The organism is Flavobacterium reichenbachii, from assembly GCF_002217435.1.
Classification (GTDB): Bacteria; Bacteroidota; Bacteroidia; order Flavobacteriales; family Flavobacteriaceae; genus Flavobacterium; species Flavobacterium reichenbachii.
Map to the genome: position 1 here is coordinate 1 of NZ_MUHF01000001.1, position 23,236 is coordinate 23,236.

The 23,236-nt window shown below is 33.9% G+C and carries 17 protein-coding genes; 8 read left to right on the plus strand and 9 right to left on the minus strand.

From position 1 onward, the window contains the following. Positions 1–352 precede the first annotated feature (352 nt). Positions 353–1,249, minus strand: coding sequence for a gliding motility-associated ABC transporter ATP-binding subunit GldA (gene gldA, locus B0A68_RS00005; RefSeq protein WP_035686023.1), 897 nt, complete (start codon positions 1,247–1,249; stop codon positions 353–355). A 147-nt stretch (positions 1,250–1,396) separates the two neighbouring features. Between gldA and B0A68_RS00010 the strand changes: the two genes are divergently transcribed. The 4 genes from B0A68_RS00010 to B0A68_RS00025 all read left to right on the plus strand — a co-directional run bounded on the left by B0A68_RS00010 (position 1,397) and on the right by B0A68_RS00025 (position 5,053). Further along, positions 1,397–1,975 carry an outer membrane beta-barrel protein gene (locus tag B0A68_RS00010; RefSeq protein ID WP_035686020.1) on the plus strand — a complete coding sequence of 193 codons (579 nt, stop codon included), beginning with the start codon at positions 1,397–1,399 and terminating at the stop codon, positions 1,973–1,975. Between the two features lie 195 nt (positions 1,976–2,170). After that, positions 2,171–2,752, plus strand: coding sequence for an outer membrane beta-barrel protein (locus B0A68_RS00015; protein WP_035686017.1), 582 nt, complete (start codon positions 2,171–2,173; stop codon positions 2,750–2,752). 407 nt (positions 2,753–3,159) lie between these two features. Then, the gene (locus B0A68_RS00020) at positions 3,160–3,636 is read left to right on the plus strand and encodes an RDD family protein (RefSeq protein WP_051892683.1); all 477 of its coding nucleotides are present in this window, start codon (positions 3,160–3,162) and stop codon (positions 3,634–3,636) included. 70 nt (positions 3,637–3,706) lie between these two features. Beyond that, the gene (locus B0A68_RS00025) at positions 3,707–5,053 is read left to right on the plus strand and encodes a deoxyguanosinetriphosphate triphosphohydrolase (protein ID WP_035686014.1); all 1,347 of its coding nucleotides are present in this window, start codon (positions 3,707–3,709) and stop codon (positions 5,051–5,053) included. On the opposite strand, the gene B0A68_RS00030 is transcribed toward B0A68_RS00025, so the two are convergent. From B0A68_RS00030 to B0A68_RS00060, 7 genes are read right to left on the minus strand one after another with little or no spacing between them, the layout of a single operon-like run. Then, positions 5,054–6,055 (minus strand): DUF3078 domain-containing protein, encoded by a 1,002-nt coding sequence (locus B0A68_RS00030; protein WP_035686012.1) that lies wholly within the window; start codon positions 6,053–6,055, stop codon positions 5,054–5,056. Between the two features lie 34 nt (positions 6,056–6,089). Continuing rightward, positions 6,090–7,877 carry a 1-deoxy-D-xylulose-5-phosphate synthase gene (locus B0A68_RS00035; protein WP_035686009.1) on the minus strand — a complete coding sequence of 596 codons (1,788 nt, stop codon included), beginning with the start codon at positions 7,875–7,877 and terminating at the stop codon, positions 6,090–6,092. Positions 7,878–7,930: 53 nt separating this feature from the next. Next, positions 7,931–8,791, minus strand: coding sequence for a hypothetical protein (locus B0A68_RS00040; RefSeq protein WP_240475260.1), 861 nt, complete (start codon positions 8,789–8,791; stop codon positions 7,931–7,933). A 10-nt stretch (positions 8,792–8,801) separates the two neighbouring features. Next, positions 8,802–9,683 carry a hypothetical protein gene (locus tag B0A68_RS00045; RefSeq protein ID WP_123947458.1) on the minus strand — a complete coding sequence of 294 codons (882 nt, stop codon included), beginning with the start codon at positions 9,681–9,683 and terminating at the stop codon, positions 8,802–8,804. A 56-nt stretch (positions 9,684–9,739) separates the two neighbouring features. Continuing rightward, on the minus strand, positions 9,740–10,672 hold the full coding sequence (locus tag B0A68_RS00050; RefSeq protein ID WP_051892676.1) for an energy transducer TonB: 933 nt from the start codon (positions 10,670–10,672) through the stop codon (positions 9,740–9,742). After that, positions 10,669–11,514 (minus strand): energy transducer TonB, encoded by an 846-nt coding sequence (locus B0A68_RS00055; protein ID WP_051892674.1) that lies wholly within the window; start codon positions 11,512–11,514, stop codon positions 10,669–10,671. Before B0A68_RS00055 ends, B0A68_RS00050 begins: the two co-directional genes overlap by 4 nt. Beyond that, positions 11,511–12,341 (minus strand): energy transducer TonB, encoded by an 831-nt coding sequence (locus B0A68_RS00060; protein WP_051892672.1) that lies wholly within the window; start codon positions 12,339–12,341, stop codon positions 11,511–11,513. Before B0A68_RS00060 ends, B0A68_RS00055 begins: the two co-directional genes overlap by 4 nt. Before the next feature lie 60 nt (positions 12,342–12,401). On the opposite strand from B0A68_RS00060, the gene B0A68_RS00065 reads away from it, so the two are divergent. The 4 genes from B0A68_RS00065 to pbpC all read left to right on the plus strand — a co-directional run bounded on the left by B0A68_RS00065 (position 12,402) and on the right by pbpC (position 21,915). Then, a complete protein-coding gene (locus B0A68_RS00065) occupies positions 12,402–12,845 on the plus strand; it encodes a nucleoside deaminase (RefSeq protein WP_035686007.1) in 444 nt (147 codons plus the stop codon). A 143-nt stretch (positions 12,846–12,988) separates the two neighbouring features. Continuing rightward, the gene (locus B0A68_RS00070) at positions 12,989–18,679 is read left to right on the plus strand and encodes an alpha-2-macroglobulin family protein (RefSeq protein ID WP_035686005.1); all 5,691 of its coding nucleotides are present in this window, start codon (positions 12,989–12,991) and stop codon (positions 18,677–18,679) included. 246 nt (positions 18,680–18,925) lie between these two features. Continuing rightward, complete coding sequence (locus tag B0A68_RS00075; RefSeq protein ID WP_316930991.1) at positions 18,926–19,360, plus strand: transposase; 435 nt, start codon at positions 18,926–18,928, stop codon at positions 19,358–19,360. 161 nt (positions 19,361–19,521) lie between these two features. Continuing rightward, a complete protein-coding gene (gene pbpC, locus B0A68_RS00080) occupies positions 19,522–21,915 on the plus strand; it encodes a penicillin-binding protein 1C (protein ID WP_394332270.1) in 2,394 nt (797 codons plus the stop codon). 101 nt (positions 21,916–22,016) lie between these two features. Here pbpC and B0A68_RS00085 read toward each other — a convergent pair whose 3' ends face one another. Continuing rightward, on the minus strand, positions 22,017–22,811 hold the full coding sequence (locus B0A68_RS00085; RefSeq protein WP_051892669.1) for a hypothetical protein: 795 nt from the start codon (positions 22,809–22,811) through the stop codon (positions 22,017–22,019). Positions 22,812–23,236: the final 425 nt, after the last annotated feature.

Genomic DNA, 23,236 nt, shown 5'->3' on the forward strand with positions numbered 1-23,236 from the left:
ATTTTAAGTTATAAGTTAATAAAAGAGCCTGTCTAAAATTAGCAGGCTCTTTTCTTTCAAAAAAAATAAAAAACAAAAAAACAAAGTTAACGGATTCAAATTCACGACGTTCAAACTCCTGATATTGGAGTCAAAGGTTGATGTTTGGAGCTCTAAGGCTGTCAAACATTGAATTTATAGAAGCAAATATAACACTATTTAAAACAATTCTAAATAAAAATATTTTAAAATGTATAATAAAACACTAACTAAATGATAAATAGTGTTTTAATTAAAAAAGGGGATAAAAAAACCGCTTTATTCTTTGAGAATAAAGCGGTTTATAAGTAATTTGAAACTGAGAATTAAAAACTTATTTAGTTATTTCTCTAAACACAGCTTCCAGATTTTTATTTTTTTGATTCAATTGCAGTGTCTTTAATCCGTTTTGGTTAGCAAAGTCAAAGATGGCAGGTCTCATATCTTTTTCTGTAATAAAAGTTAGTTCCCACGTCATGTCATGAGTATTTTTGTACAAACTGATATTTTCAAGTTTGGCCAAAAGCTGTTCTTCTACCTGGTAATCAAACTCTACTTCAATAACTTGCTCTTTATTTACAGCAACTAAATGATCTAATTTGTTATCTGCAACAATTTTTCCTTTGTCAATAATTATGACACGATCACAAATTGCTTCTACTTCCTGCATGATGTGTGTCGATAAAAAAACTGTTTTATCTTTTCCAACATTTTTAATAACGTTTCGAATTTCCATTAACTGATTAGGATCCAGTCCCGTAGTTGGTTCATCCAAAATTAAAACGTCTGGATTGTGTAATAAAGCATTTGCTAGTCCTACGCGCTGGCGGTATCCTTTTGAGAGCTGGCTGATCTTTTTGTGGCTTTCTGGTGTCAGTCCTGTCAGCTGAATTACTTCTTCAATTCTTGATTTTTCTACATGATAAACATCAGCATTAAATGCCAAATACTCACGAACATACAAATCCAAATACAAAGGATTATGTTCCGGCAGATAACCAATAGAAAGCTGTACTGCTTTTGCATTTGTCATGACATCGTGGCCATTTACAAGTGCTGAGCCACTATCGGCAAGCAGATAAGTGGTCAGGATTTTCATTAAAGTAGATTTTCCTGCTCCGTTTGGTCCAAGAAATCCTACGATTTCTCCCTTCTTAATTGAGAATGAAATTTCATCTAAAGCTTTTTGCTCTCCGTAACTTTTTGATATGCTGTTTACTTCTATCGACATAGACTTTTTATTTACTACAAAAGTAAACAGAAATAGTATTGATTGCTAAAATTTGGCTTTCAAATGAAATTTTAATTAAATATAAATTTTAGGCTGAGTCGGCATCGTTATTGTTAAAAGGAATCTGAATTTAAACAAAACTCAAAAATGAAAAAATTTTTAATCGTAGCGGCATTAGCTATCTGCAGCTTTGCAAATGCACAAAAAGGAACAGTTTTAGTTGGTGGAAGTATTGGTTATGCTTCAGAAACTAGAACACTTGGTAACACTGAAATTAAAGATAATGAATTTAATTTTTCTCCAAAAGTAGGTTACCAATTTCACGATAACTGGACAGTAGGAGGTGAGGCTTCTTTTGGTTCTTCAAAAACAAAACAAGGAACTAATGAAGACAGATTTAATACTACAAAAGTTGGTGCATTTTTACGTTACACTATTCCTTTGAATCCAACTTTCGCTTTCTTTGCTGAATTTGGAGCTGGTTTTCAAAGTGAAAAAGATAAAACGTACACAGGACCAATTACTACAACTGCAAAAGGAGATGGTATGTATGTTGGTTTAACTCCAGCTCTTTTCATCGATATGAAAAAAGGTTTTGGTCTTAACTTCAACATTGGAGGTTTAGGATATAGTACAATCAATTACGATAATAACGGTCCAGAGTACAAAAACTTTGACTTTAATTTTGGTAGAACATTTAATATTGGAGTTTCTAAAAACTTCTAATCTTAGGTTATATATTCAATTTCAGAAAGCATCCGCCACGGCGGATGCTTTTTTTTTATAACAATTTCTTTTAGTTTTTTTTAATTCTGTCTTGTTAAATCAGCGTCTTTTTTAATTAATTGTTACTAAATATAGTGCTGCTTAAGATTGGTATTTTTATTGTTCTTTGTATGTGAAATCTTAATAAATAAACACATGAAAAAAATGCTACTTATTCTTGCATTGTCAGTTTTTGGCTTTGCAAATGCCCAAAAGGGAACAATTTTAGTGGGAGGAAATATTGGTTATACTTCTGAAAAAATTGATCGGGAGGTATCTGCGCTAAAAACAAATACTTTTCAGTTTTCTCCAAAAGTGGGCTATCAATTTCACGATAATTGGACGGCAGGTGCTGAATTTGTTGTAGAATCTTCAAAAACTAATAATGGAGGACTTGAAGGAAAAGCTAATAATTTTAAAGCTGGAGCATTTGTACGTTATACAATGCCGTTGAATGAAACTTTTTCTGTTTTCGCTGACTTAGGAGCAGGTTTTCAAAATCAAAAAATAAAGACAAATGACAATGGAGTATTTCTTTCAGAAAGTAAAGCTGATGGTTTTTATGCGGGTGTAACTCCAGCTCTTTTCATTAATATGAAAAAAGGTTTTGGTCTTAATTTCAGTATTGGCGGTCTAGGGTATGAAACTTTAGCTATTGATAGTGAGGATGTTGATTATAGTAAATTCTCGTTTAATTTTGGGAAAACGGTTAATATTGGAATTTCTAAAAACTTCTAATCTTAGATTATATATTTAATTTCAGAAAGCATCCGCCATGGCGGATGCTTTCTTTGTTTACAAAGGTCTTATGAAAACTAAAACTTGATTTTTAGCCCTAATAAAAGCGGCATCCTTTTGTGGTGCTTAAAATTTTAGTTCAGGATATGGCTAGCTATCAGGATTTTGTAATGGGAGAAATTAAGCATAGTACAGCATTAGAATTTTAATGATATTTTGCCGCAGATTAGAATCTTTATTCGCCACGAATTTCACGAAGTTTCACGAATTAATTTAAGCACAATGATTTGTATTAATTAGTGAAATTCGTGGCGAACAAAACATTTAATCTTTTAAATCAAATTAATCTGTGGGATATTTATATCCTAAAATAAAATGTATTTTTGGCTTTTAAATCTGAAGTCTAAATGAAAAAAGAAGATTTTGAAATCGCAAATTATTTACTGGCATCAAAACTAAAACGATTTTTGAATTTTATTATCGATGCAATAATAATTATGATTATCGTTAGAGTCGTAATACAGTTTTTAAATATTTTAGAGATTTCAAATACAATAAATTCGTTTGATCGAATCGAGCGCTATTTATTTTGGAGTGGCGTAAGTTTTGTGTATTACGGAATAACAGAATCCTTTTTTTCTCGTTCTCCTGCTAAATATTTGACTAAAACAATTGTTGTGATGGCTGATGGATCGAAACCAACTTTGATGGTTATCTTGGTCCGAACAATATTTCGTATTTTGCCTTTGGAGCCGTTAAGCTTTTTAAGAGGACGTGCTTTAGGTTTGCACGATGAAAATTCCAGAACTTTTGTTGTTATAAAATCAAAATTCGAAATGCAAATGAAAGAACATTTCGAGTTACTATCTTTAGATAAATCCTAAAATAAAAATGTATTTTTGACCTTTTAGATTAACAATCTAAAATCATCAATCTATAATCTAAAATTAAAAAATGAACTGGGAACAACTTTTATCTCTTAAAAAACAAGGCGACACAGGCAAAAGATTACGTATAGAACAAGACGATACCCGTTTAGGCTTTGAGGTAGATTATGACCGAATTATATTTTCGGCAGCTTTTAGATCTTTGCAGGATAAAACACAAGTTATTCCGCTTTCTAAAACAGATTTTGTTCATACACGATTAACACATAGTTTAGAAGTTTCTGTTGTCGGCCGTTCTTTAGGCCGTTTGGTTGGAAAAAAGATTATCGAAAAATACCCCTATTTAAAAGAAGTTCACGGTTATCATATGAATGATTTTGGAGCCATTGTCGCTGCCGCATCTCTGGCACACGATATAGGAAATCCACCATTTGGTCATTCTGGAGAAAAAGCAATTGGAGAATATTTTTCTATCGGAAACGGATTAAAATATAAAGACAAACTAACTGCAAAACAATGGCAGGATTTAATAGATTTTGAAGGAAATGCAAATGGTTTTTCTGTACTAACAGCAAGTCGTCCCGGAATTGAAGGCGGACTTAGGATTTCATATGCCACTTTGGGCGCATTTATGAAATACCCAAAAGAAAGTCTTCCTAAAAAGCCAACCAGTAATATTGCAGATAAAAAATATGGTTTCTTCCAGTCTGACAAAACTTTTTTTGAAGAAGTAGCCAAAGATATGGGAATGATTGCCAATAAATCTGGAGAAGATATTGGTTTTGAAAGACATCCTCTGGCCTATTTAGTTGAAGCAGCAGATGATATCTGTTATACAATTATTGATTTTGAGGACGGAATAAATCTAGGACTGGTTTCTGAAGATTATGCTTTAGAATATTTAATAAAATTGGTAAAAGACAATATTGGTGTTTCTAAATATAAATTGTTAGAAACCAAAGAAGACAGAATCAGCTACCTGCGCGCACTTGCAATTGGAGCTTTGATTAATGATGCTGTTGATGTTTTTATCGAAAATGAAGAATTGATTCTGGCAGGTAATTTCCCTTTTGCATTAACAGATAAAAGCAAATACAAAGCTCAAATGAATGATATTATCAATTTAAGTGTTGATAAAATTTACCAAAGCCGAGAAGTTATTGAGAAGGAAATTGTGGGTTATCAAATCATTCAAACACTGTTGGATAAGTTCATAACAGCATTCAATAACAAATATGAAGGAAAAGCTTCGAATTACGATAATTTAATCCTGAAAATGCTTCCTGAAAAGCATCGTTTAGAAAAAAATAATCTATACGATCGTCTGCTTCATATTTGTCATTATGTTTCGCTGCTGACTGATGGAAATGCGTTAGAATTATTTGAAATGATTAACGGAAGAAAACCAAATTAATTATTGAAAAGCATATACTAAACCTACGCCTAAAACCTGGCGTAACTGCATTCTTGGACCGTCATTGACCTGACTTTTTGCTCCAGATACTGGATCTACAACATCTTTTTTGGTTTTGATATCATCATCATAAACAAGATGAACTCCAATATTTGCTTTTACGTAAGCATTGACCACAAGGTCTAGGCGCGTGTCGTAATCAATATCGACATTACCAAAACGGTTTAGATAATCGGTATATAAACTTAATCTGTTTTCGTAAAAAACATTTTTATAAACTTCGGTTTTCATATATCCGGTAAATAAAATACCAAATTCGGCTTTTACTTTCTGTCCTTCTTCAACTAATATCTGCGCATCTGGATTTAGAGGGTCAGCCATGTAAACCGCTTTTTTAACACCAAATGCTCCTTGATTTGCCAAATACTGATCTAAAACCAAAGTAGTCTTTAGCGTAATTGGAGAGAAATAAAATGTCCTGTTTTTTGCTTTATTAGAATTCTCAGCTCCAGCTCCTAAAAAGATATAAGCCGGTGCAAAAGGTTTAGAGATTGCAATATCTCTGTTTGGATAATTGTAACCGTTGGTAAACTGCGTATTAAAATTTAACTTAGAAGAATAGTACCAGTTAGACAGGGTATCGCGTCTGTATCCGTAAGTTGAGTTAAATTGAAAAGCATCGTCTGTTTTTCTTAATTCGATACCATCCTGTTTGTTTAAACCATATTTTACTATAAGTTCATTAACCCATTTATGATTTTCTTTTGCGTAAGTTCTATTAAATTCACCTTTAAATAGGCCAGAAATAGAACTTGTTCCCCCGGCACTCCAATTCACAAAAGCAATTTCCGAAATATCAAAACCAAGCTGATTTTTCTTAGACCAATTTGAAGGCGGCGGAGGCGCTTGATTTGGACCTAAAGTTGTTTGAATAATTTGAGCAAAGTTATTTGAGGTACACAAAAGCAATAAGAGCAATAGAGTAGAACGCAATAATTTCATTAGTTTTAATTTTTTTTTTGGTGCTGCAAAATAATTATTTTGTATCGTTTGAAAAAAGATTTCTTAAACTTTTAACGTCGATGCTGCAAAATTGTTGTAATTGGTTTACTGTTCCATGCTCAATAAAAGCGTCAGGAATACCCAGAATTTCAATGTCGTTTTTAAAATTATTTGATGCTGCAAATTCTAAAACGGCACTTCCAAAACCACCTGTAACAGTTCCATCTTCGATAGTAATGATACGTTCGAAACTAGAAAGAATTTCCTTTAAGAGTCTGTAGTCTAGTGGTTTAATGAATGAAAAATCATAATGTGCTATTAAATCAGGGTTCGTACATTCACCTATAGCCTGAGTAACATTATTACCAATCGTTCCAGTTGATAAAACAGCCGTTTTTGTTCCTGTTTTCAGGCATTTTCCCTCACCGATTTTAACAGATTCGTAATGTCCGAAATTTTTTACTTCCCAATCAGGAATAACGCCTCGACCTCTCGGATATCGAATTGCAATCGGATGATTGAGTCCCAATTGTGCAGTATATAGAATGTTTTGCAGCGCAATTTCGTCAATTGGTGCATAAATAATCATATTTGGAATTGCGCGTAAATAAGCGATATCAAAAACACCGTGATGTGTTGCGCCGTCTTCGCCGACTAAACCAGCACGGTCAAGGCAGAAGATTACGGGTAAATTCTGCAAAGCCACATCATGAATTACCTGATCGTAAGCGCGCTGCAAAAATGTAGAATAAATATTGCAGTACACAATCATGCCTTGTGTGGCCATTCCGGCAGCAAGAGTCACAGCATGCTGTTCTGCAATTCCAACGTCAAAAGCACGTTCCGGAATTTCATCCATCATAAATTTTAAGGAACTTCCAGAAGGCATTGCAGGCGTGATTCCAATTATTTTTTCGTTTTTTCTGGCTAAATCCAAAATAGTTAAACCGAAAACATCTTGAAATTTCGGAGGCAGATTTTCTTCAGATTTTAAATGAATTTCTCCTGTCGAAGCATCAAATTTTCCAGGAGCATGATATTTTACCTGATTCTCTTCTGCTTGCTGCAGGCCTTTTCCTTTTGTAGTTACAATATGAAGAAATTTAGGACCTTTAATTTTCTTTAAGCGATCTAATTCTTTGATTAAAATAGTAAGATCATGACCGTCAATGGGACCTGAATAATCAAAATTCAGCGACTTGATCATGTTATTTTTCTTCGGATTTTTTCCTTCTTTTACAGCAGTAAGATATTTTTTGAGTGCACCAACACTCGGATCAATTCCAATAGCATTATCATTCAAAATGACCAATAAATTAGCATCCGTAACTCCGGCATGATTTAGACCTTCAAACGCCATTCCGGAGGAAATCGAAGCATCGCCAATAACTGCAATGTGCTGTTTTTCGAAATCGCCTTTTAAATTAGAAGCAATCGCCATTCCCAACGCTGCAGATATAGAAGTAGAAGAGTGTCCTACCCCAAAAGTATCATAAATACTTTCGCTTCTTTTCGGAAATCCTGAAATACCGCCGAGTTGTCTGTTGGTATCAAAATTTTCTCTTCTTTCTGTTAATATTTTATGTCCGTAAGCCTGATGCCCAACATCCCAGACTAATAGATCTTCGGGAGTATTAAAAACATAGTGTAAAGCAATAGTAAGTTCTACAACGCCTAAACTGGCTCCCAAATGCCCTTCTTTTACCGAAACAATATCAATGATAAAATCACGTAATTCTTTGGCCAATTCTGGTAGTTGAGTTTCGCTGAGTAAACGTAAATCGGCTGGATTGTAAATATTTGAGAGTAAATTGCTTTTCATTGTAAGGTAAAAAGCAAATTTACGGTTTTAAATTTAATTTTAATTAGTGAGCGCTATTGTAATACAATCGGTAGAGAATATTGCATCTTAATTTTTTTTCCACCCAATTCTCCAGGCTTCCATTTAGGACATACGCTGAGTACTCTAATGATTTCGTTTTCTAAAGTTTTTTCAATAACAGGATCTGATTGTATATAAGACATCGAGCCGTTTTTTTCGACTGCAAACGAGATATTAATTTTAAGATTTTTGATATAAATATCTTTAGGCTTTTTAAATTCTTTTCCCCAAAAGGTATAGAATTGGTCAATGCCACCCGGAAATTCTGCATTGGTTTTAGAGACTACTTCTCCAGTAGGACCAGCGTAAACTTCGACTTTTGCATCGCTATTTTTTTTATTGTCTATTTTCTCAGATTTTAGATTATTATGTTCTTTGGGTTTTACAAATTTTACCTGATCCACTTTTGGCGGAGGCTGTATATTATGAGGGGAATCTTTATTGTTGATTAAAGCTTTGCCAATAGTGGTTTCGTTTTTAGCAGTATCAGTAACGACTTCAACTTTATCAATTTTTTGTTTATTTCCTTCTTTATTTACACAACTAAACAAAGTAGTTCCCATAGCAATAAACAAAGCCAGTAAAAATATTTTAAGATAATTGGTTTGCGAATACAGAACCTGACCAGGAATTTGAATATCAATAGAATTCAATTGCGATTTCTTAAATCTTCCACAAATTTTATTGTTTTGATTTTGAATGAAAAAATGCTGAATTTCATCTGGAAGCATCGAAGTAAAATCAACAACCGTTTTAGAACAGGTCATGCAGAAACGCCCATTTTCATCGGGAGACATTTTATTCCAATTTTCATGGCAAGCCTGGGGAACAGTTAGTTTGTGTTTTCTTTCCATTGTTTGATGTCTATTTTATTTCTGCACCTTCTATTTCTTGAATTTGAACAGAAGTTATCTTTGAAAATTTTCTCTTTCTTCTTTTTTCGTTAAGACTATCCTTTTGTATCACAATAAATAGATTGTAATCGTTTGTTGTTTTTCTGCCATATTCTTCACCAGGAATCCATTTGGGGTTAATAGTTTTTAAGACTCGCATCAGTTCATCACCAGTTCCATCTCCAATGTCCTCAATAATTTTGAAATTATCCAGACTACCATCTTTTTCAATCGAAAAGGATGCTTTGATTGTGCCAATGTTTTTTTTTGCTTTTGCAGGTGTCTCAAATCTTTTTTGTATAAGGTCATAAAATTTTTGGATTCCACCGGGATATTCGGGCAGTGTAGAAAGCAATCCAATACCTCCCATTATATGATTATCTGGCTCATCAATTATTGCCATGGCAGCTCGGCCAGGCGGTTCGGGAACAGCCAGTGTTATGGATAACTCCTTTTGTTTAGTCCTTTTGAGATGAGAAGGCTTTTCATCCAAGCTATCTTTTAATGATAAGTTTTTATCAATGGCTTTTGTTTTTAAAGAATCCTTAATAACTTCTACTTTTTCAATTTTTTGTTTGTTCCCATCTTTATCCTGACAACTAAATAAAGTGGTTCCCATGGCAATAAACAAAGCGAGTAAAAACATTTTGCCATAATTTGTCTGCGAATACAGAACCTGATCTGAAATCTGAATTGTTACTGTAGATAATTGGGATTTTCTAAATCTTCCACAAATTTTGTTGTTTTGATTTTGAATGAAAAAATGCTGAATTTCATCTGGAAGCATCGAAGTAAAATCAATAACGGTTTTAGAACAGCTCATGCAGAAACGCCCATTTTCATTAGGAGTCATTTTGTCCCAGTTTTCATGGCAGGGTTCTGAAATTGTTATTTTGTGTTTGTTTTCCATTATTCAAATGTTATTGGGAAACTATATTTCGTTCGGGTTCTTTTACCATTTTGTTCGCCTGGAATCCATTTTGGTGATTTTTTTAAAACCCTAATTATTTCTGCACCAATTCGAGGATCTGCATTTTTTGGAATATCAAACGATGACAAGGAGCCGTCTTTTTCTATAACAAAAAAAGCAATAATCGGCTTTTTTGGATTTTCTGCTTCTTCTGGCAGTTTAAATTCATTCATAAAAAATTGATAAAAGTTATTAATCCCGCCAGGATAGTTTGGTGAGGTTTCTATAGAAGCGCCCATAACTATAACATCTTCTTCTGCAACTTCTTGAATTGTATTATTTTCATCAGCAATTATTGTAGTAGGATGATCTGGTACTATTAAGGCACAGATTATTGTCGAAGAAGTAACAGTAATTGCTTTACTGTTTTTTTTTGCCGTTTTTTGCAATTTAATCTGCTCGACTTTTGCTGCAGGAGCGTTTATTTGATTTAAACTGTCTTTTGGATCATGTTTTGGAGGTAAAAGAATCCCAATTGTTTTGGTTCTTATCATTGTAGAATCTTCAACAAGTTCTACTTTGTCAATTTTTGTTTTATTTCCATCTTTATCAGCACAGCTAAACAAAGTGGTTCCCATTGCAATAAACAAAGCCAGCAAAAACATTTTATGATATTGTGTCTGTGCATACAAAACTCGACTTGGAATCTGAATAGTTACATTGTCTAACTGCGATTTTCTAAACCTTCCACAGATTCTTTCGGTTTGATTTTGAATGAAAAAATGCTGAATTTCATCAGGAAGCATCGAAGTAAAATCAACAACCGTTTTAGAACAGCTCATGCAGAAACGACCGTTATCTTTTGGTGTCATTTTATCCCAATTTTCATGGCAAGGTTCTGGAACGGTTATTTTATGTAGAGGTTTTGTCATTTTATTTTTTTAATGGATATGGGTAACATGTAAGATGATCGAACGATACGATCGTTTAACTTTCCTGGAATCCATTTAGGAGACCGTTTTAGTACTCTGATTGCTTCCATTCCAGTTCCGAAGCCAAAATCTTTTTTTATTTTGAAAGTACTTAAGCTGCCGTCTTTTTCTATAATAAATGAGATAATAACTTTTCCTGTATATTCCTCTGCTCCATCTGGAATAACATAATTAGCGTAAATAAAGTTATACAGATTTTTCATGCCATCTTCTGGAACAGGTGTAATGTGTAAACTAGAGGGTTCGAAAACAGCATCATAATCAATAGATTTATGAATTGAATCTTCTACCTTAAAATTTCCTGTTACAGTTCTGTTTTCATTTTTTTGTGAGATTGTTTTTGGTGGTACAGGCGGTGGCGCTGTTTGTTTTAAATTCTCATTTGGTTTTTGTACAGATTTATTTGCCACACTATCTTCAACAACTTCTATTTCATTTATATTTTGTTTGTTCCCTTCTTTATTCTGGCTAAATAAAGTAGTTCCCATGGCAATAAACAAGACCAATAAAAACATCTTACGATAATTTGTCTGCGAATACATAATCTGGCTGGGAATTTCGATGTTAATCGTTTCTAACTGCGATTTTCTAAACCTTCCGCAGATTCTTTCGGTTTGATTTTGAATCAAAAAATGCTGAATTTCCTCTGGCAGCATAGAGGTAAAATCAACAATCGTTTTAGAACAGCTCATGCAGAAACGGCCGTTATCTTTTGGCATCATTTTATCCCAATCTTCATGACAAGGTTCTGGAACGGTTATTTTATGTATAGGTTTTGTCATTTTATTTTTTGAATGAGTATAGGTAAAATATAAGATGATCGAACGATGCGATTGTTCAATTTTCCTGGAATCCACTTTGAAGCTGTTTTTAAAACTCTTATAGCTTCTGCTCCGCTTTTTTGGTCTGTGTTTTTAACAATGTTGAAATTGCTTAAAGTGCCGTCTTTTTCTACAACAAACAAAATAAATATTTTTTTCTGTTTCTCCTCTGTATCGTTTGGAGTAATGTAATTTTTATTTAAAAAGGTATATAATTTTTTCATTCCGTCTTCTGGAACAGGTAAAATATCTAAATCATTTGAATTATATATAATATCATACTCAAAACTTCCTTTTTCAAAAGAGTCAGGAGCAATTAGGGCTCCCATTATAGTCCTTTCGAGAGGTTTTTTGGAGTTTACCTTTTTTGATTCGATCTGATGTCCATAACATACAGAAACAGATTCGTTTTGTTCAGGATTATCAACAAGTTCTACTTTGTCAATTTTTGTTTTATTTCCGTCTTTATCAGCACAGCTAAACAAAGTTGTTCCCATTGCAATAAACAAAGCCAGCAAAAACATTTTATGATATTGTGTCTGTGCATACAAAACTCGACTTGGAATCTGAATAGTTATATTGTCTAATTGCGATTTTCTAAACCTTCCGCAGATTCTTTCGGTTTGATTTTGAATGAAAAAATGCTGAATTTCCTCCGGCATCATTGCTGTAAAATCAACAACCGTTTTAGAACAGCTCATACAGAAACGACCAGTATCGTTTGGAGTCATTTTGTCCCAGTTTTCAGTGCAAGGTTTAGGAATGCTGATTTTATAATTTGTTTCCATATTTGAATATCAGGAAATAAATGTAATAAAAAATAATACTAAAATCTTATTTTTGCATTTATGATAAATCCCTTCACCGACGAATATTTTATGAAAAAAGCTTTGCAGGAAGCTGAAATGGCTTTTGATAAAGGCGAAATTCCTGTTGGTGCTGTAATTGTTGTTGCTGATAAAGTAATTGCAAGAAGTCATAACCTGACCGAATTACTAAAAGATGTTACTGCTCATGCAGAAATGCAGTCGATAACCGCCGCAGCTAATTTTCTTGGCGGAAAATATCTAAAAGATTGTACCTTATATGTAACGCTTGAACCTTGCCAAATGTGCGCAGGCGCCTTGTATTGGAGTCAAATTTCGAAAATTGTTTTTGGCGCCCGCGATGAACAAAGAGGTTTTATAACTATGGGGGCAAAACTTCACCCTAAAACCACAGTTGTTTCTGGTATTATGGCAAATGAAGCTGCCGACTTAATGAAGCGTTTTTTTGTCGAAAGACGTAAATAATGTAATTTAATTCTTTCAATTTTTTTGCGAATTTTCTTCTTAAAAGTATTATAAAATATTCTTACATTTACCGTAACATAATTAGGTTTTACAGCCAGTTCTGTTATATACAATCTAATTTCTAACCGTTAATTCTATTTAAAGTGAAAGCAAAAAGATTAGTTTACGTATTTCTGGTGTTTTTTATTATACAAGCCTGTGGCAGAAAATCAGCTGCCGATTTTAATTCCGATTTTTCATTATTCAGAGAGTACATAACTAGTTTTACCAGCGGTATTGTCCCCTCGCAATCAGACATACGTGTGGTTTTGGCTTTCGATAAAAAAGAATGGAAAATCAATGAAGAACTTGATGACAATTTATTTGATATTTCACCAAGTGTCAGCGGAAAAGTTGTTGCTCTTTCGAGTAATACAATAGCTTTTATACCAGAGAAAAAACTAAAACCAGGTACAGAATATCAAGTTACATTAAACTTAGATAAACTGATCACGCTTCCTAAAGAAAAAGAAGCATCGCTTTCTAAATTTAATTTTACAGTTAAAACCATAAAACAGGATTTTACAGTAAATACACTTGATATCCAATCACGAAGCAAGGAATATCAATATTTAAACTGTGTGCTGAAAACGGCAGACGAAATAGATATTGAAACCGCACAAAAGCTGGTTTCGGCAAGTCAGAAAGGAGACGACCTAAAAATCATATTTGATAATGCTGTAAAATCAGGAAGAGAGTTCAAATTTATTATTGATAACATCAAGCGTTTTTCTGAGGAAAGTGAAATCGAAATTGCTTATGACGGAAGTGACTTTGATATTGACCAAAAAGGAAAAATAGATTTTCCGATTACAAGCATAAATGAATTTAAGGTTATTAAAGTAGAAGTTCCGGATGAAAACAATCAGTCGGTCTCCATAAATTTTTCAGAACCTCTGGAAAAAGGACAAGATTTTGCGGGTTTAGTAGCAATTCAAAATACCGGTAATTTTAAATTTTCAACCCAAGGAAATACATTAAAAGTATATTTTAATAAAGAAAAAACAGCACCAGAGCCAGAAGTAGTTCATGAAGTTGTAGTAGAAGAAGCAGTAGATTCAGTTGCAGTAGATTCAGCAAGCGTTGTAGTAGATAGTGCTGCGGTAGCTGTACAGGAAGAAGTTGTAGAAGAAGAACCTGAACCTGCAGCAGTAGAAGAATCAACTTCAGGGCAAAACCTAACAGGAGAATTGCTATTAGAAATTTTTCAGGGAATAGAGAGTCAGTATGGCAAAAAAATGGAAGAAAATTTTACTCAGAAAATTTCTTTTGACCAAATAAAACCAAACGTACGTTTTGTTAAAAACGGAACGATTCTGCCAAGTTCCAACAATTTGAAGCTGAATTTTGAAACTGCCAATCTAAGTGCTGTAGATGTAAAAGTTTACAAAATTTACAAAAACAATATTCTGCAGTTTCTTCAGAATAATGAACTTAACGGATCACAAAATTTGAAACGTGTTTCGCAGCCTATTGCTAAGACAACCATAAATCTTAAAGAAAACCGATTGGTCAATTTAAGTAAATGGAACACTTTTGCTTTAGATTTATCCAAAATTATCAAACCCGAACCAGGCGCAATTTATAGAGTTGAATTCTCATATAAGAAAAAATACTCTTTGTACAGATGCGAAACTCCATCAACTGATCCAGAGGAAAACGAAGAGGAAGAAGTAGATGAAAATGATGTGAACTACAGCAGTAATTCATACGATGATTATTATTACGAAGATTATGACTGGAGAGAAAGTCAAGATCCTTGTTCTGGTTCTTATTATTATAATGCCAGAATTGCGACCAATATTCTAGCTTCAGATTTAGGTGTAATAGCAAAAAGAGGAGAAAATAAATCGTATTTATTTGCAGTAAATAACATTCTTACTACAGAACCAATTTCTAATGCTCGTGTAGAATTATACACTTTTCAACAGCAAAAAATTGCTACAGAAGCAACAAATAGTGAAGGGATTGCAACATTCCAAATCGATAAGTTTGCATACTTTGCCATTGTAACTTTGGGAGATCAATCTACTTACGTGAAGCTGGACGACGGAAATTCTTTATCGGTAAGTAATTTTGATGTTGCCGGAGAAACACTTCAGAAAGGACTTAAAGGATTTATTTATGGTGAAAGAGGAGTCTGGCGTCCGGGTGATAATTTGTATTTGTCTTTTATTTTAAATGACGCTTCAAATAAATTGCCTCAGTCACATCCGATAAAATTCAGGCTTACAGATCCAAACGGAAAAGTTACGTATCAAACCGTTCAAAGAACAAATGAATTAAATCACTATTCTTTTATTGTACCAACAGATCCAGATGCGCCAACAGGAAGCTGGGAGGCGATGATAAGTGTTGGAGGTGCAAAATTCTATAAAAACATCAAAATTGAAACGATAAAGCCAAATCGTTTGAAAATTAAAAACAGCTTCAAAAAAGCAATTTTATCATCTTCATATCCTAATTCAAGCAATCTTGAGGTTACTTGGCTGCATGGAGCAATTGCAAAGAATCTGAATGTAGAAATGCAGGCAAAATTCTCAGAACAGAAAACTACTTTTAAAGGATACGAAAAATATAGTTTTGATGATTTAGTACGCCGATTCAGCACAGAAGAAGTGAATATTTTCTCAGGAAAACTAGATGCCGGAGGAAGAGCTGCCGTAAATATTAATCCTAAATTACAAGGTCAGGCACCGGGAATGCTTCGCGCTTCATTTATTACAAAAGTCTACGAAGAAGGCGGTGATTTCAGCATGGATGCAATGGCTGCAACATATTCTCCATATAAAACGTATGTTGGAGTAAAATCTCCAGAAGTAAACCGTTACGGAATGCTTGAAACCAGAGCCAGCAATCGCTTTGATATTGTGACTGTAGATGAGAACGGAAGACCAAAAGCGGTGCGTGATCTGGAAGTAAAAGTTTATAAGGTAGAGTGGCGCTGGTGGTGGGACGCATCAAGCGATAATCTTTCGAATTATAATTCTTCTGAAGCGACTACTTCTTATAAAACATTTAGAGTCAATACAGATTCAAGCGGAAAAGGAAGTATACAATTTGCTTTATCAGATGAAGAATGGGGACGTTATTTAATTCGTGTTTCAGATGAAACAGGCGGGCATGCAACTGCATTGACCGTAAATATTGACTGGCCAATCTGGTCTGGAAAAACCAGAAATACTGATGCATCAACAGCAAATATGCTTGTTTTTTCTACAGATAAAAATGATTACGCCGTAGGCGAAAAAGCGCAGATTTCTTTTCCATCAAGTGAAGGCGGACGTGCTTTAGTTTCAATAGAAAATGGATCAAAAGTAGTTCAGACACTTTGGGTAGAAACAGAGCAGGGAGAAACAAAAGTTCAAGTTCCGATTACGGCCGCGATGGCTCCAAATGTGTATTTTAATATTACACTTTTGCAGCCCCATGCGTCTACCAAAAATGATTCGCCGATACGTATGTATGGAATTGTTCCGATTGGAGTTGTAGATAAAAACACAAAACTGGAACCAGCACTTGCAATGCCTGATGTTTTAAGACCAGAACAATCATTTCCTATAAAAGTGAGTGAAAAATCCGGAAAAGAAATGACCTATACCATTGCTATAGTAGATGACGGATTATTAGACTTGACAAGATTTAAAACGCCAAATGCTTGGGATAGTTTTTATGTTCGTGAAGCTTTAGGCGTAAAAACATGGGATGTTTATGATGATGTTATTGGCGCTTACGGCGGAAAAGTAAATCAGATTTTTAGTATTGGAGGTGATCAGGATTTAGGCGGAGGAAAAGCAAAAAAAGCCAATCGATTTAAACCGGTTGTCATTTATCTTGGGCCATTCAAATTAGAAAAAGGTCAGACGAAAACACATCAGATTACATTGCCTAAATATATTGGATCTGTAAGAACTATGGTTGTAGCAGGTGATGCATCGACGAGTGCTTACGGAAGTGTTGATAAATCCACTCCGGTTCGCAGTCCGTTGATGGTTTTAGCTTCATTGCCAAGAAAAATTTCCCCATCAGAAAAAGTTACAATTCCGGTAACTGTTTTTGCAACAGAGAAAAATATTAAGAATGTAAAGGTTCAGATTAAAACCAGCGCTGGTCTGCGCGTAATTGGAAACGCAGCGCAAAATGTTGCTTTTTCTCAGCCAGACGAGAAAATGGCCTATTTTAATCTGGCGGTAGGAAATCAAACCGGAATTGCAAAAGTTCAGATTATTGCCACTTCAGGAAACGAAAAATCATCTTACGATGTTGAGATTGATATGACAAATCCGAATCCGGTTACGAATACTTATACAGATGTGATTTTGGAACCCAATAGCTCTAAAACCATTTCTTGGAAAACCTTTGGAGTTTCTGGAAGTAACAAAACCAAACTCGAAGTTTCTTCAATGCCGACAATTAATTTGAATGGAAGACTGCAGTATTTAATTCAATATCCTCATGGTTGTGTCGAGCAGACCACTTCTTCTGTTTTTCCGCAATTGTTCTTAAATGACATTGCAGATATTGATGAAACACGCCAACAGCTGATTCAGAAAAATATCACGGCAGGAATTGCAAGATTAGGAAGTTTTCAACTGCCAAATGGAGGACTTTCTTACTGGCAGGGAAATACAATTGCAGACGATTGGGGAACTTCTTACGCAGGACATTTTATAATTGAAGCAGAGAAAAAAGGATATGTACTTCCAATTAATTTTAAATCAAAATGGATTGCCTATCAGAAAAAAGAAGCTAAAAATTGGCGTTTTGAACAGCGCTATGGGAATGATTTAGCGCAGGCATACCGTTTGTATACTTTAGCTTTGGCAGGTTCTTCAGATCTGGCTTCTATGAACAGATTGAGAGAAACAAAAGGAATTGCAAACGAAAGCAAACTGCGTTTAGCAGCAGCCTATGTTTTGGCAGGACAAAAAAGTGCCGCTTCATCGTTGTTGTTAAACAGTAATATTGATGATGATTCGAATGATTATAATTATTACTATTATGGTTCCAGTGATAGAAACAGAGCGATGGTACTCGAAACTATGCTGTTGTTAAATCAAAAACAAAAAGCTTTTGCAATGGCATCAAAACTAGCTAAAAATATGGCAAGTGATCAATGGATGAGTACGCAGACAACAGCATATTGTTTGTACGCAATGTCAAAATTCTCACTAAATAATGGTCCGAAAGGAATAGATGTTCAGTTTACTAAAGATGGAAAAGCACAAGCCATTAAAACCGCTAAAACTGTTGCAGATAGGAATTTGACTGTAAAAACAGGAGCAAATAGTATAACGTTAAGAAATAATAAAAAGAATACTATATATGTTCGTGTACTAAATACAGGAATTCTTCCGGTTGGAGAGGAAAATGTGGTTCAGAGTAATCTTTCTGCAGCAATTGTTTTCAAAAGCAAAAAAGGCAATGTAATTGATGTGTCTAATATTGCTCAGGGTACAGAATTTACAGCTGAAGTTACCGTTCGAAATCAGAAAAATGAGCGTGTAGAAAATGTTGCATTGTCTCAGATTCTGCCTTCAGGATTCGAAATTGTAAATACACGTTTTACAGATTATGGAGAAGCAACAAACAACACAGCCGATTATATCGACATACGAGATGATAGAACAAATTTCTATTTTGGATTAAAAGCAGGAGAAACGAAAACCTTCAGGATTTTATTGAATGCATCTTATCTGGGAACTTATTATCTGCCTGGTTTACAATGTGAGGCAATGTACGATCATACATTCCTGGCCAGAACAAAAGGATTTTGGGTACAGGTTGTAAAGTAAAACATACGTATCCTAACAGGTTTCCAAAACCTGTTAGGTATTAATAGAATTTGAATATAAGTTAAAAATAAAGCTGAAGAAGATACCTAACAGGTTTTTAAAACCTGTTAGGATAATAAATTTGACAGAGTGTGATGAAGAAGGATTTTTTTTGAAGAGGGACAATATTACCATATTTATAATAGAGGAAATAATAAAGAGAATATTTTTATAGAAGAGAAAAATTATAATTATTTTCTTCAAAAATTGAAGCAATACATTTTGCCAATAGCTGATATTTATGCTTATTGCTTACTTAAAAACCATTTTCATATAGTTTTAAGGATTAAGGGTAAAAACGAAATGCCGGAAAAATTTAAAGAAAAAATTCATTTGCCATTTTCGAATTTATTTAATTCGTATTCTAAAAGTATTAATAAAGCTTATAATAGAACAGGGAGTTTGTTTCAAGAACATTTGCAGAGAAACAGAATAGAAAATGAAGAATATTTAAAGCAATTAATTTTATATGTTCATTTAAATCCTGTTAAGCATAAGTATGAGAAACAATTTGAATCATATTTGCATTCCTCTTATCGATCTTATATTTTAGATAAGTCAACAAGTATTGATAGAGATTTTATTCTTAATTTATTTGAAAATGTAGAAAATTTTAAGTTTTGTCATGATAAAGAAGAGTAGTTTATAAAGGAGTAATAGATGATGTTAATATGATGGACGAATAGTTTTTCGTATCCTAACAGGTTTTGGAAACCTGTTAGGTATTTAATAGAATTTGAATATAAAAAAGCTAAATCATACCTAACAGGTTTCCAAAAACTGTTAGGATATCAAACGAATAAATAACTTTGAATATAAAGTTTAATAATACATTAAAGGCGTTCTTTCAACGCGTCCTAAACTGGATAAAAAAGAACAAAATAAAATCAGCAACAGCATTTCTGCTTTTGCTGATTTACTATTTTTCGATACCCCGAACTTTATTTAAAGAACCCTATTCGACAGTTATAGAAAGCCAGGAAGGCGAATTGCTGGGCGCCAAAATTGCTCGTGACGGACAATGGCGTTTTCCCGCACAAGACAGCGTTCCGGATAAATTTAAAAAATGCATTGTCTATTTTGAGGATGAATATTTTTATAGACATCCGGGATTTAATCCTGCAGCGATGGTGAATGCGATTGAACAAAACAGAAAAGCTGGAAAAGTAGTTCGTGGCGGAAGCACGCTTACACAACAGGTTATAAGACTTTCCAGAAAAGGAAAGAAGAGAACGTATTTCGAAAAAATCATAGAAGTTATTCTGGCAACAAGATTAGAATTAGGATATTCTAAAAACGAAATTCTAGAATTGTATGCTGCTCATGCTCCTTTTGGCGGGAATGTAGTTGGATTAGAAATGGCTTCCTGGCGTTATTTTGGAGTGCAGTCGAATCAATTATCATGGGCAGAAAATGCTGTTTTGGCAGTTTTGCCGAATGCTCCCAGTTTAATTTATCCGGGAAAAAATCAAATAAAGCTATTAGAAAAACGAAATAGGCTTTTGCTGAAATTAAACCAAGAAGGTGTAATAGATAAGCAGACTTACGAACTTTCTGTAGACGAACCATTGCCTCAAAAACCTTATAATCTTCCGCAGATTGCCCCGCATTTATTACAGCGTGCAGCAAAAAATGAAGAAGGAACGCGTGTAAAAACAACTGTAGATTTTGCGCTTCAGAACAGAGTCAATCAAATTGCAAAATATTACTACAATCAATATAAGCAAAATGAAGTTCATAATCTGGCAATTTTAGTAATTGATGTTCAAAATAGAAATGTGATAAGTTACGTCGGTAATTCGCCAACAGACAAAGACCATCAGAAAGATGTAGATATTATTGATGCCCCCAGAAGTACAGGAAGTATTCTGAAACCGTTATTGTACGCCGCAATGCTGGATGACGGCGAATTACTGCCCAATACTTTGGTGGCAGATGTTCCTACTCAGATTGCAGGCTATACTCCTCAGAATTTTAATCTGACTTTTGATGGCGCGGTTCCGGCTCATCGTGCGCTGTCACGTTCCCTCAATATTCCGGCAGTTTTAATGTTACAGGATTTTGGAGTGGATAAGTTTTATGAAGAATTACAGAAATTCAAATTAAGAAATATCAATAAATCGCCTGATCATTATGGATTGTCTCTTATTTTGGGTGGTGCCGAAAGTAATTTATGGGATTTGTGCGGGACCTATTCTAATTTATCTTCGACATTAAATTATTTTAATAAAAGCGACGGAAAATATCGAACAGCCGAATTTGCAGAATTAAATTACAAGCATGATTTTGAACCAGATTTTGGCTCAGAAACTACACAAAAGAATGTACTAGGTGCCGGGTCGATTTGGCTTACCTATAATGCAATGGAAGAAGTGAACAGACCGGAAGGCGATGAAGCCTGGAAATTTTATGACAGTTCATTAAAAATTGCCTGGAAAACAGGAACCAGTTTCGGAAATAGAGATGCTTGGGCAATCGGTACAAATTCCAGATATGTGGTTGGAATCTGGGTTGGAAATGCGACAGGAGAGGGAAGACCGACCTTAACAGGTGTAACCAGCGCGGCGCCAATCTTGTTTGATGTATTTAATTTACTGCCGAGACAAAGATGGTTTGAAACACCTTACAAGGATTTAGAAGAAGTTGAGGTTTGCAAATTAAGCGGTTATTTGGCTAAAGAGGATTGTCCGAAGATCAAACAATGGGTTTCTAAAAAAGGGAAATCAACAACGGTATGTCCTTATCATAAAATGATTCATATAGATCAAACGGAACAATTTCAGGTAAACAGCAGTTGTGAAAGCATAGATAAGATAATTACTAAAAACTGGTTTGTACTCCCTCCTGTTATGGCTTGGTACTATAAAAGCAAACATATCGAATATCTGCCTCTGCCGCCTTTTAAAGAAGGATGCGAAGGAAATCAAACAGTTTCGATGGATTTTATTTATCCAAAAACAAATAGTAAAATCTACTTAACAAAGAATTTTAATAGTGAAGTACAGCCAGTAATTTTTAAAGTGGCGTATTCGCAAAGAGAAAAACAATTGTTTTGGTATGTAGATCATGTGTACAAAGGCGCAACTAAAGTTTTTCATGAAAAACCCATTATTATGAGTGCAGGATTTCATTATATCACTGTCGTGGATGAAGCAGGTAATGAAATTGGAAGAAAAATTGAGGTTGTCCGGGAGTAATTTGGCTTGTTAAAAAAGTTTTAGTTTGATGTATGCTTTTTTATTATTGGTAATTCTCATAGTAAAGAATAGTTAAATAAAAAATTCCGAGCACGCAAAGATTACATCATTTTTAATTTGGTATATACTTTTTTATTATTGGTAAATCTAAAAGTAATTCCAAAAGTAAAGCCTTTGATTATGGGGAGTTCGTTTTTGTTAAATTGCTGAGAATAGCCAAAACCTAAATCTACTGCGTTAAGAATAGTAAATCCGGCCAGCCCATAAGCATGTTTATCTGAAACTCCGCCTTTGATAAATAAGAAGTATGGTGCGTTGTAAGATAAATGTAAATCTGGTAAACCGTAATAGATGCCATTATAAGATGTTATTCCGTAGCCGGCGCCTAAAAAGAGTTTGTTGTCATTTTTACAATCTAAGCAAAACTCTAAACCACCTATAAATTGACTTTTTGTCGCAATTTTATAGTCAATATAAACTATCGGTAATTCTAGAATTCTATATTTCTTATTATTATTCTCCTTCCTGTAGAAATCGTTTGTGTAAACCTCGTTACTGTTTTCATCGTACCATTTCGCAACTCCAACGAGATCTTCGCCATCGTAGTCTTCCGAATACCCTTGAAATTGTATGGCATTGTTTTTTAAATAGTAGTCATGAATTACAAAAAGAGAATTAACATCTTTTATTTTATAGCCTACTGCATCTTTGGTTTTAATTTTAAGAGGTTTGATTCTGTAGTATAATGCGACATCTTTACTGGATATTTTCCAATCTTTGTCAAAAAAGATTGTGTCATTTTGAGCACATAATTTCGCTGAAAATAAAATTATGATGAAAGTTATAAAAGTTATTGCTCTTTTCTTTAATGGTTTGACAGTTTTTTTAGATTGCATGTGCTTATTTTTAATGAAGAGAAACTGTACTAAACTAACTAATACTTTTCTTTTTTAGAACAACTAAAAGTCTTTTTTGTAATACTAAAGGGTAAATATTTAGAAAGTAGAAGTTTGCGAGGGAGAGTCAGAGTTCTTTCGGAGTATAGTGAGATAATCTTTCTCAAAGTTTTAAACTTTGAGAAAGATGTAGTATGGTTTTGAGATTTGTTTCTGCAATTGAAAGGACAAAATAAAATAAACTTCTTATGGAAACGAGTGTCTAGCCCAGATAGAAGTGGAAATCCTTTTATTTTTTCCTTTAAAAAATAAAAGATTGAAACGGATAGCTGGAAATTGCTTCTAAATAAAATTATTCGCAACGAATTCACAAATTAGTAAGGAAATTAATTCGTGAATTACTTTAGCTTATTTATTGCTAAAAA

Bases quoted from the DNA above. Each gene is read 5' to 3' on its own strand.
- B0A68_RS00045 (WP_123947458.1), bottom strand. From the start codon at position 9,683: ATGACTCCTAATGAAAATGGGCGTTTCTGCATGAGCTGTTCTAAAACC.
- B0A68_RS00085 (WP_051892669.1), bottom strand. From the start codon at position 22,811: ATGCAATCTAAAAAAACTGTCAAACCATTAAAGAAAAGAGCAATAACT.
- gldA (WP_035686023.1), bottom strand. From the start codon at position 1,249: ATGTCGATAGAAGTAAACAGCATATCAAAAAGTTACGGAGAGCAAAAA.
- B0A68_RS00030 (WP_035686012.1), bottom strand. From the start codon at position 6,055: ATGAAATTATTGCGTTCTACTCTATTGCTCTTATTGCTTTTGTGTACC.
- B0A68_RS00010 (WP_035686020.1), top strand. From the start codon at position 1,397: ATGAAAAAATTTTTAATCGTAGCGGCATTAGCTATCTGCAGCTTTGCA.
- B0A68_RS00065 (WP_035686007.1), top strand. From the start codon at position 12,402: ATGATAAATCCCTTCACCGACGAATATTTTATGAAAAAAGCTTTGCAG.
- B0A68_RS00050 (WP_051892676.1), bottom strand. From the start codon at position 10,672: ATGACAAAACCTCTACATAAAATAACCGTTCCAGAACCTTGCCATGAA.
- B0A68_RS00020 (WP_051892683.1), top strand. From the start codon at position 3,160: ATGAAAAAAGAAGATTTTGAAATCGCAAATTATTTACTGGCATCAAAA.
- B0A68_RS00040 (WP_240475260.1), bottom strand. From the start codon at position 8,791: ATGGAAAGAAAACACAAACTAACTGTTCCCCAGGCTTGCCATGAAAAT.
- B0A68_RS00025 (WP_035686014.1), top strand. From the start codon at position 3,707: ATGAACTGGGAACAACTTTTATCTCTTAAAAAACAAGGCGACACAGGC.
- B0A68_RS00035 (WP_035686009.1), bottom strand. From the start codon at position 7,877: ATGAAAAGCAATTTACTCTCAAATATTTACAATCCAGCCGATTTACGT.
- B0A68_RS00015 (WP_035686017.1), top strand. From the start codon at position 2,171: ATGAAAAAAATGCTACTTATTCTTGCATTGTCAGTTTTTGGCTTTGCA.
- B0A68_RS00055 (WP_051892674.1), bottom strand. From the start codon at position 11,514: ATGACAAAACCTATACATAAAATAACCGTTCCAGAACCTTGTCATGAA.
- B0A68_RS00060 (WP_051892672.1), bottom strand. From the start codon at position 12,341: ATGGAAACAAATTATAAAATCAGCATTCCTAAACCTTGCACTGAAAAC.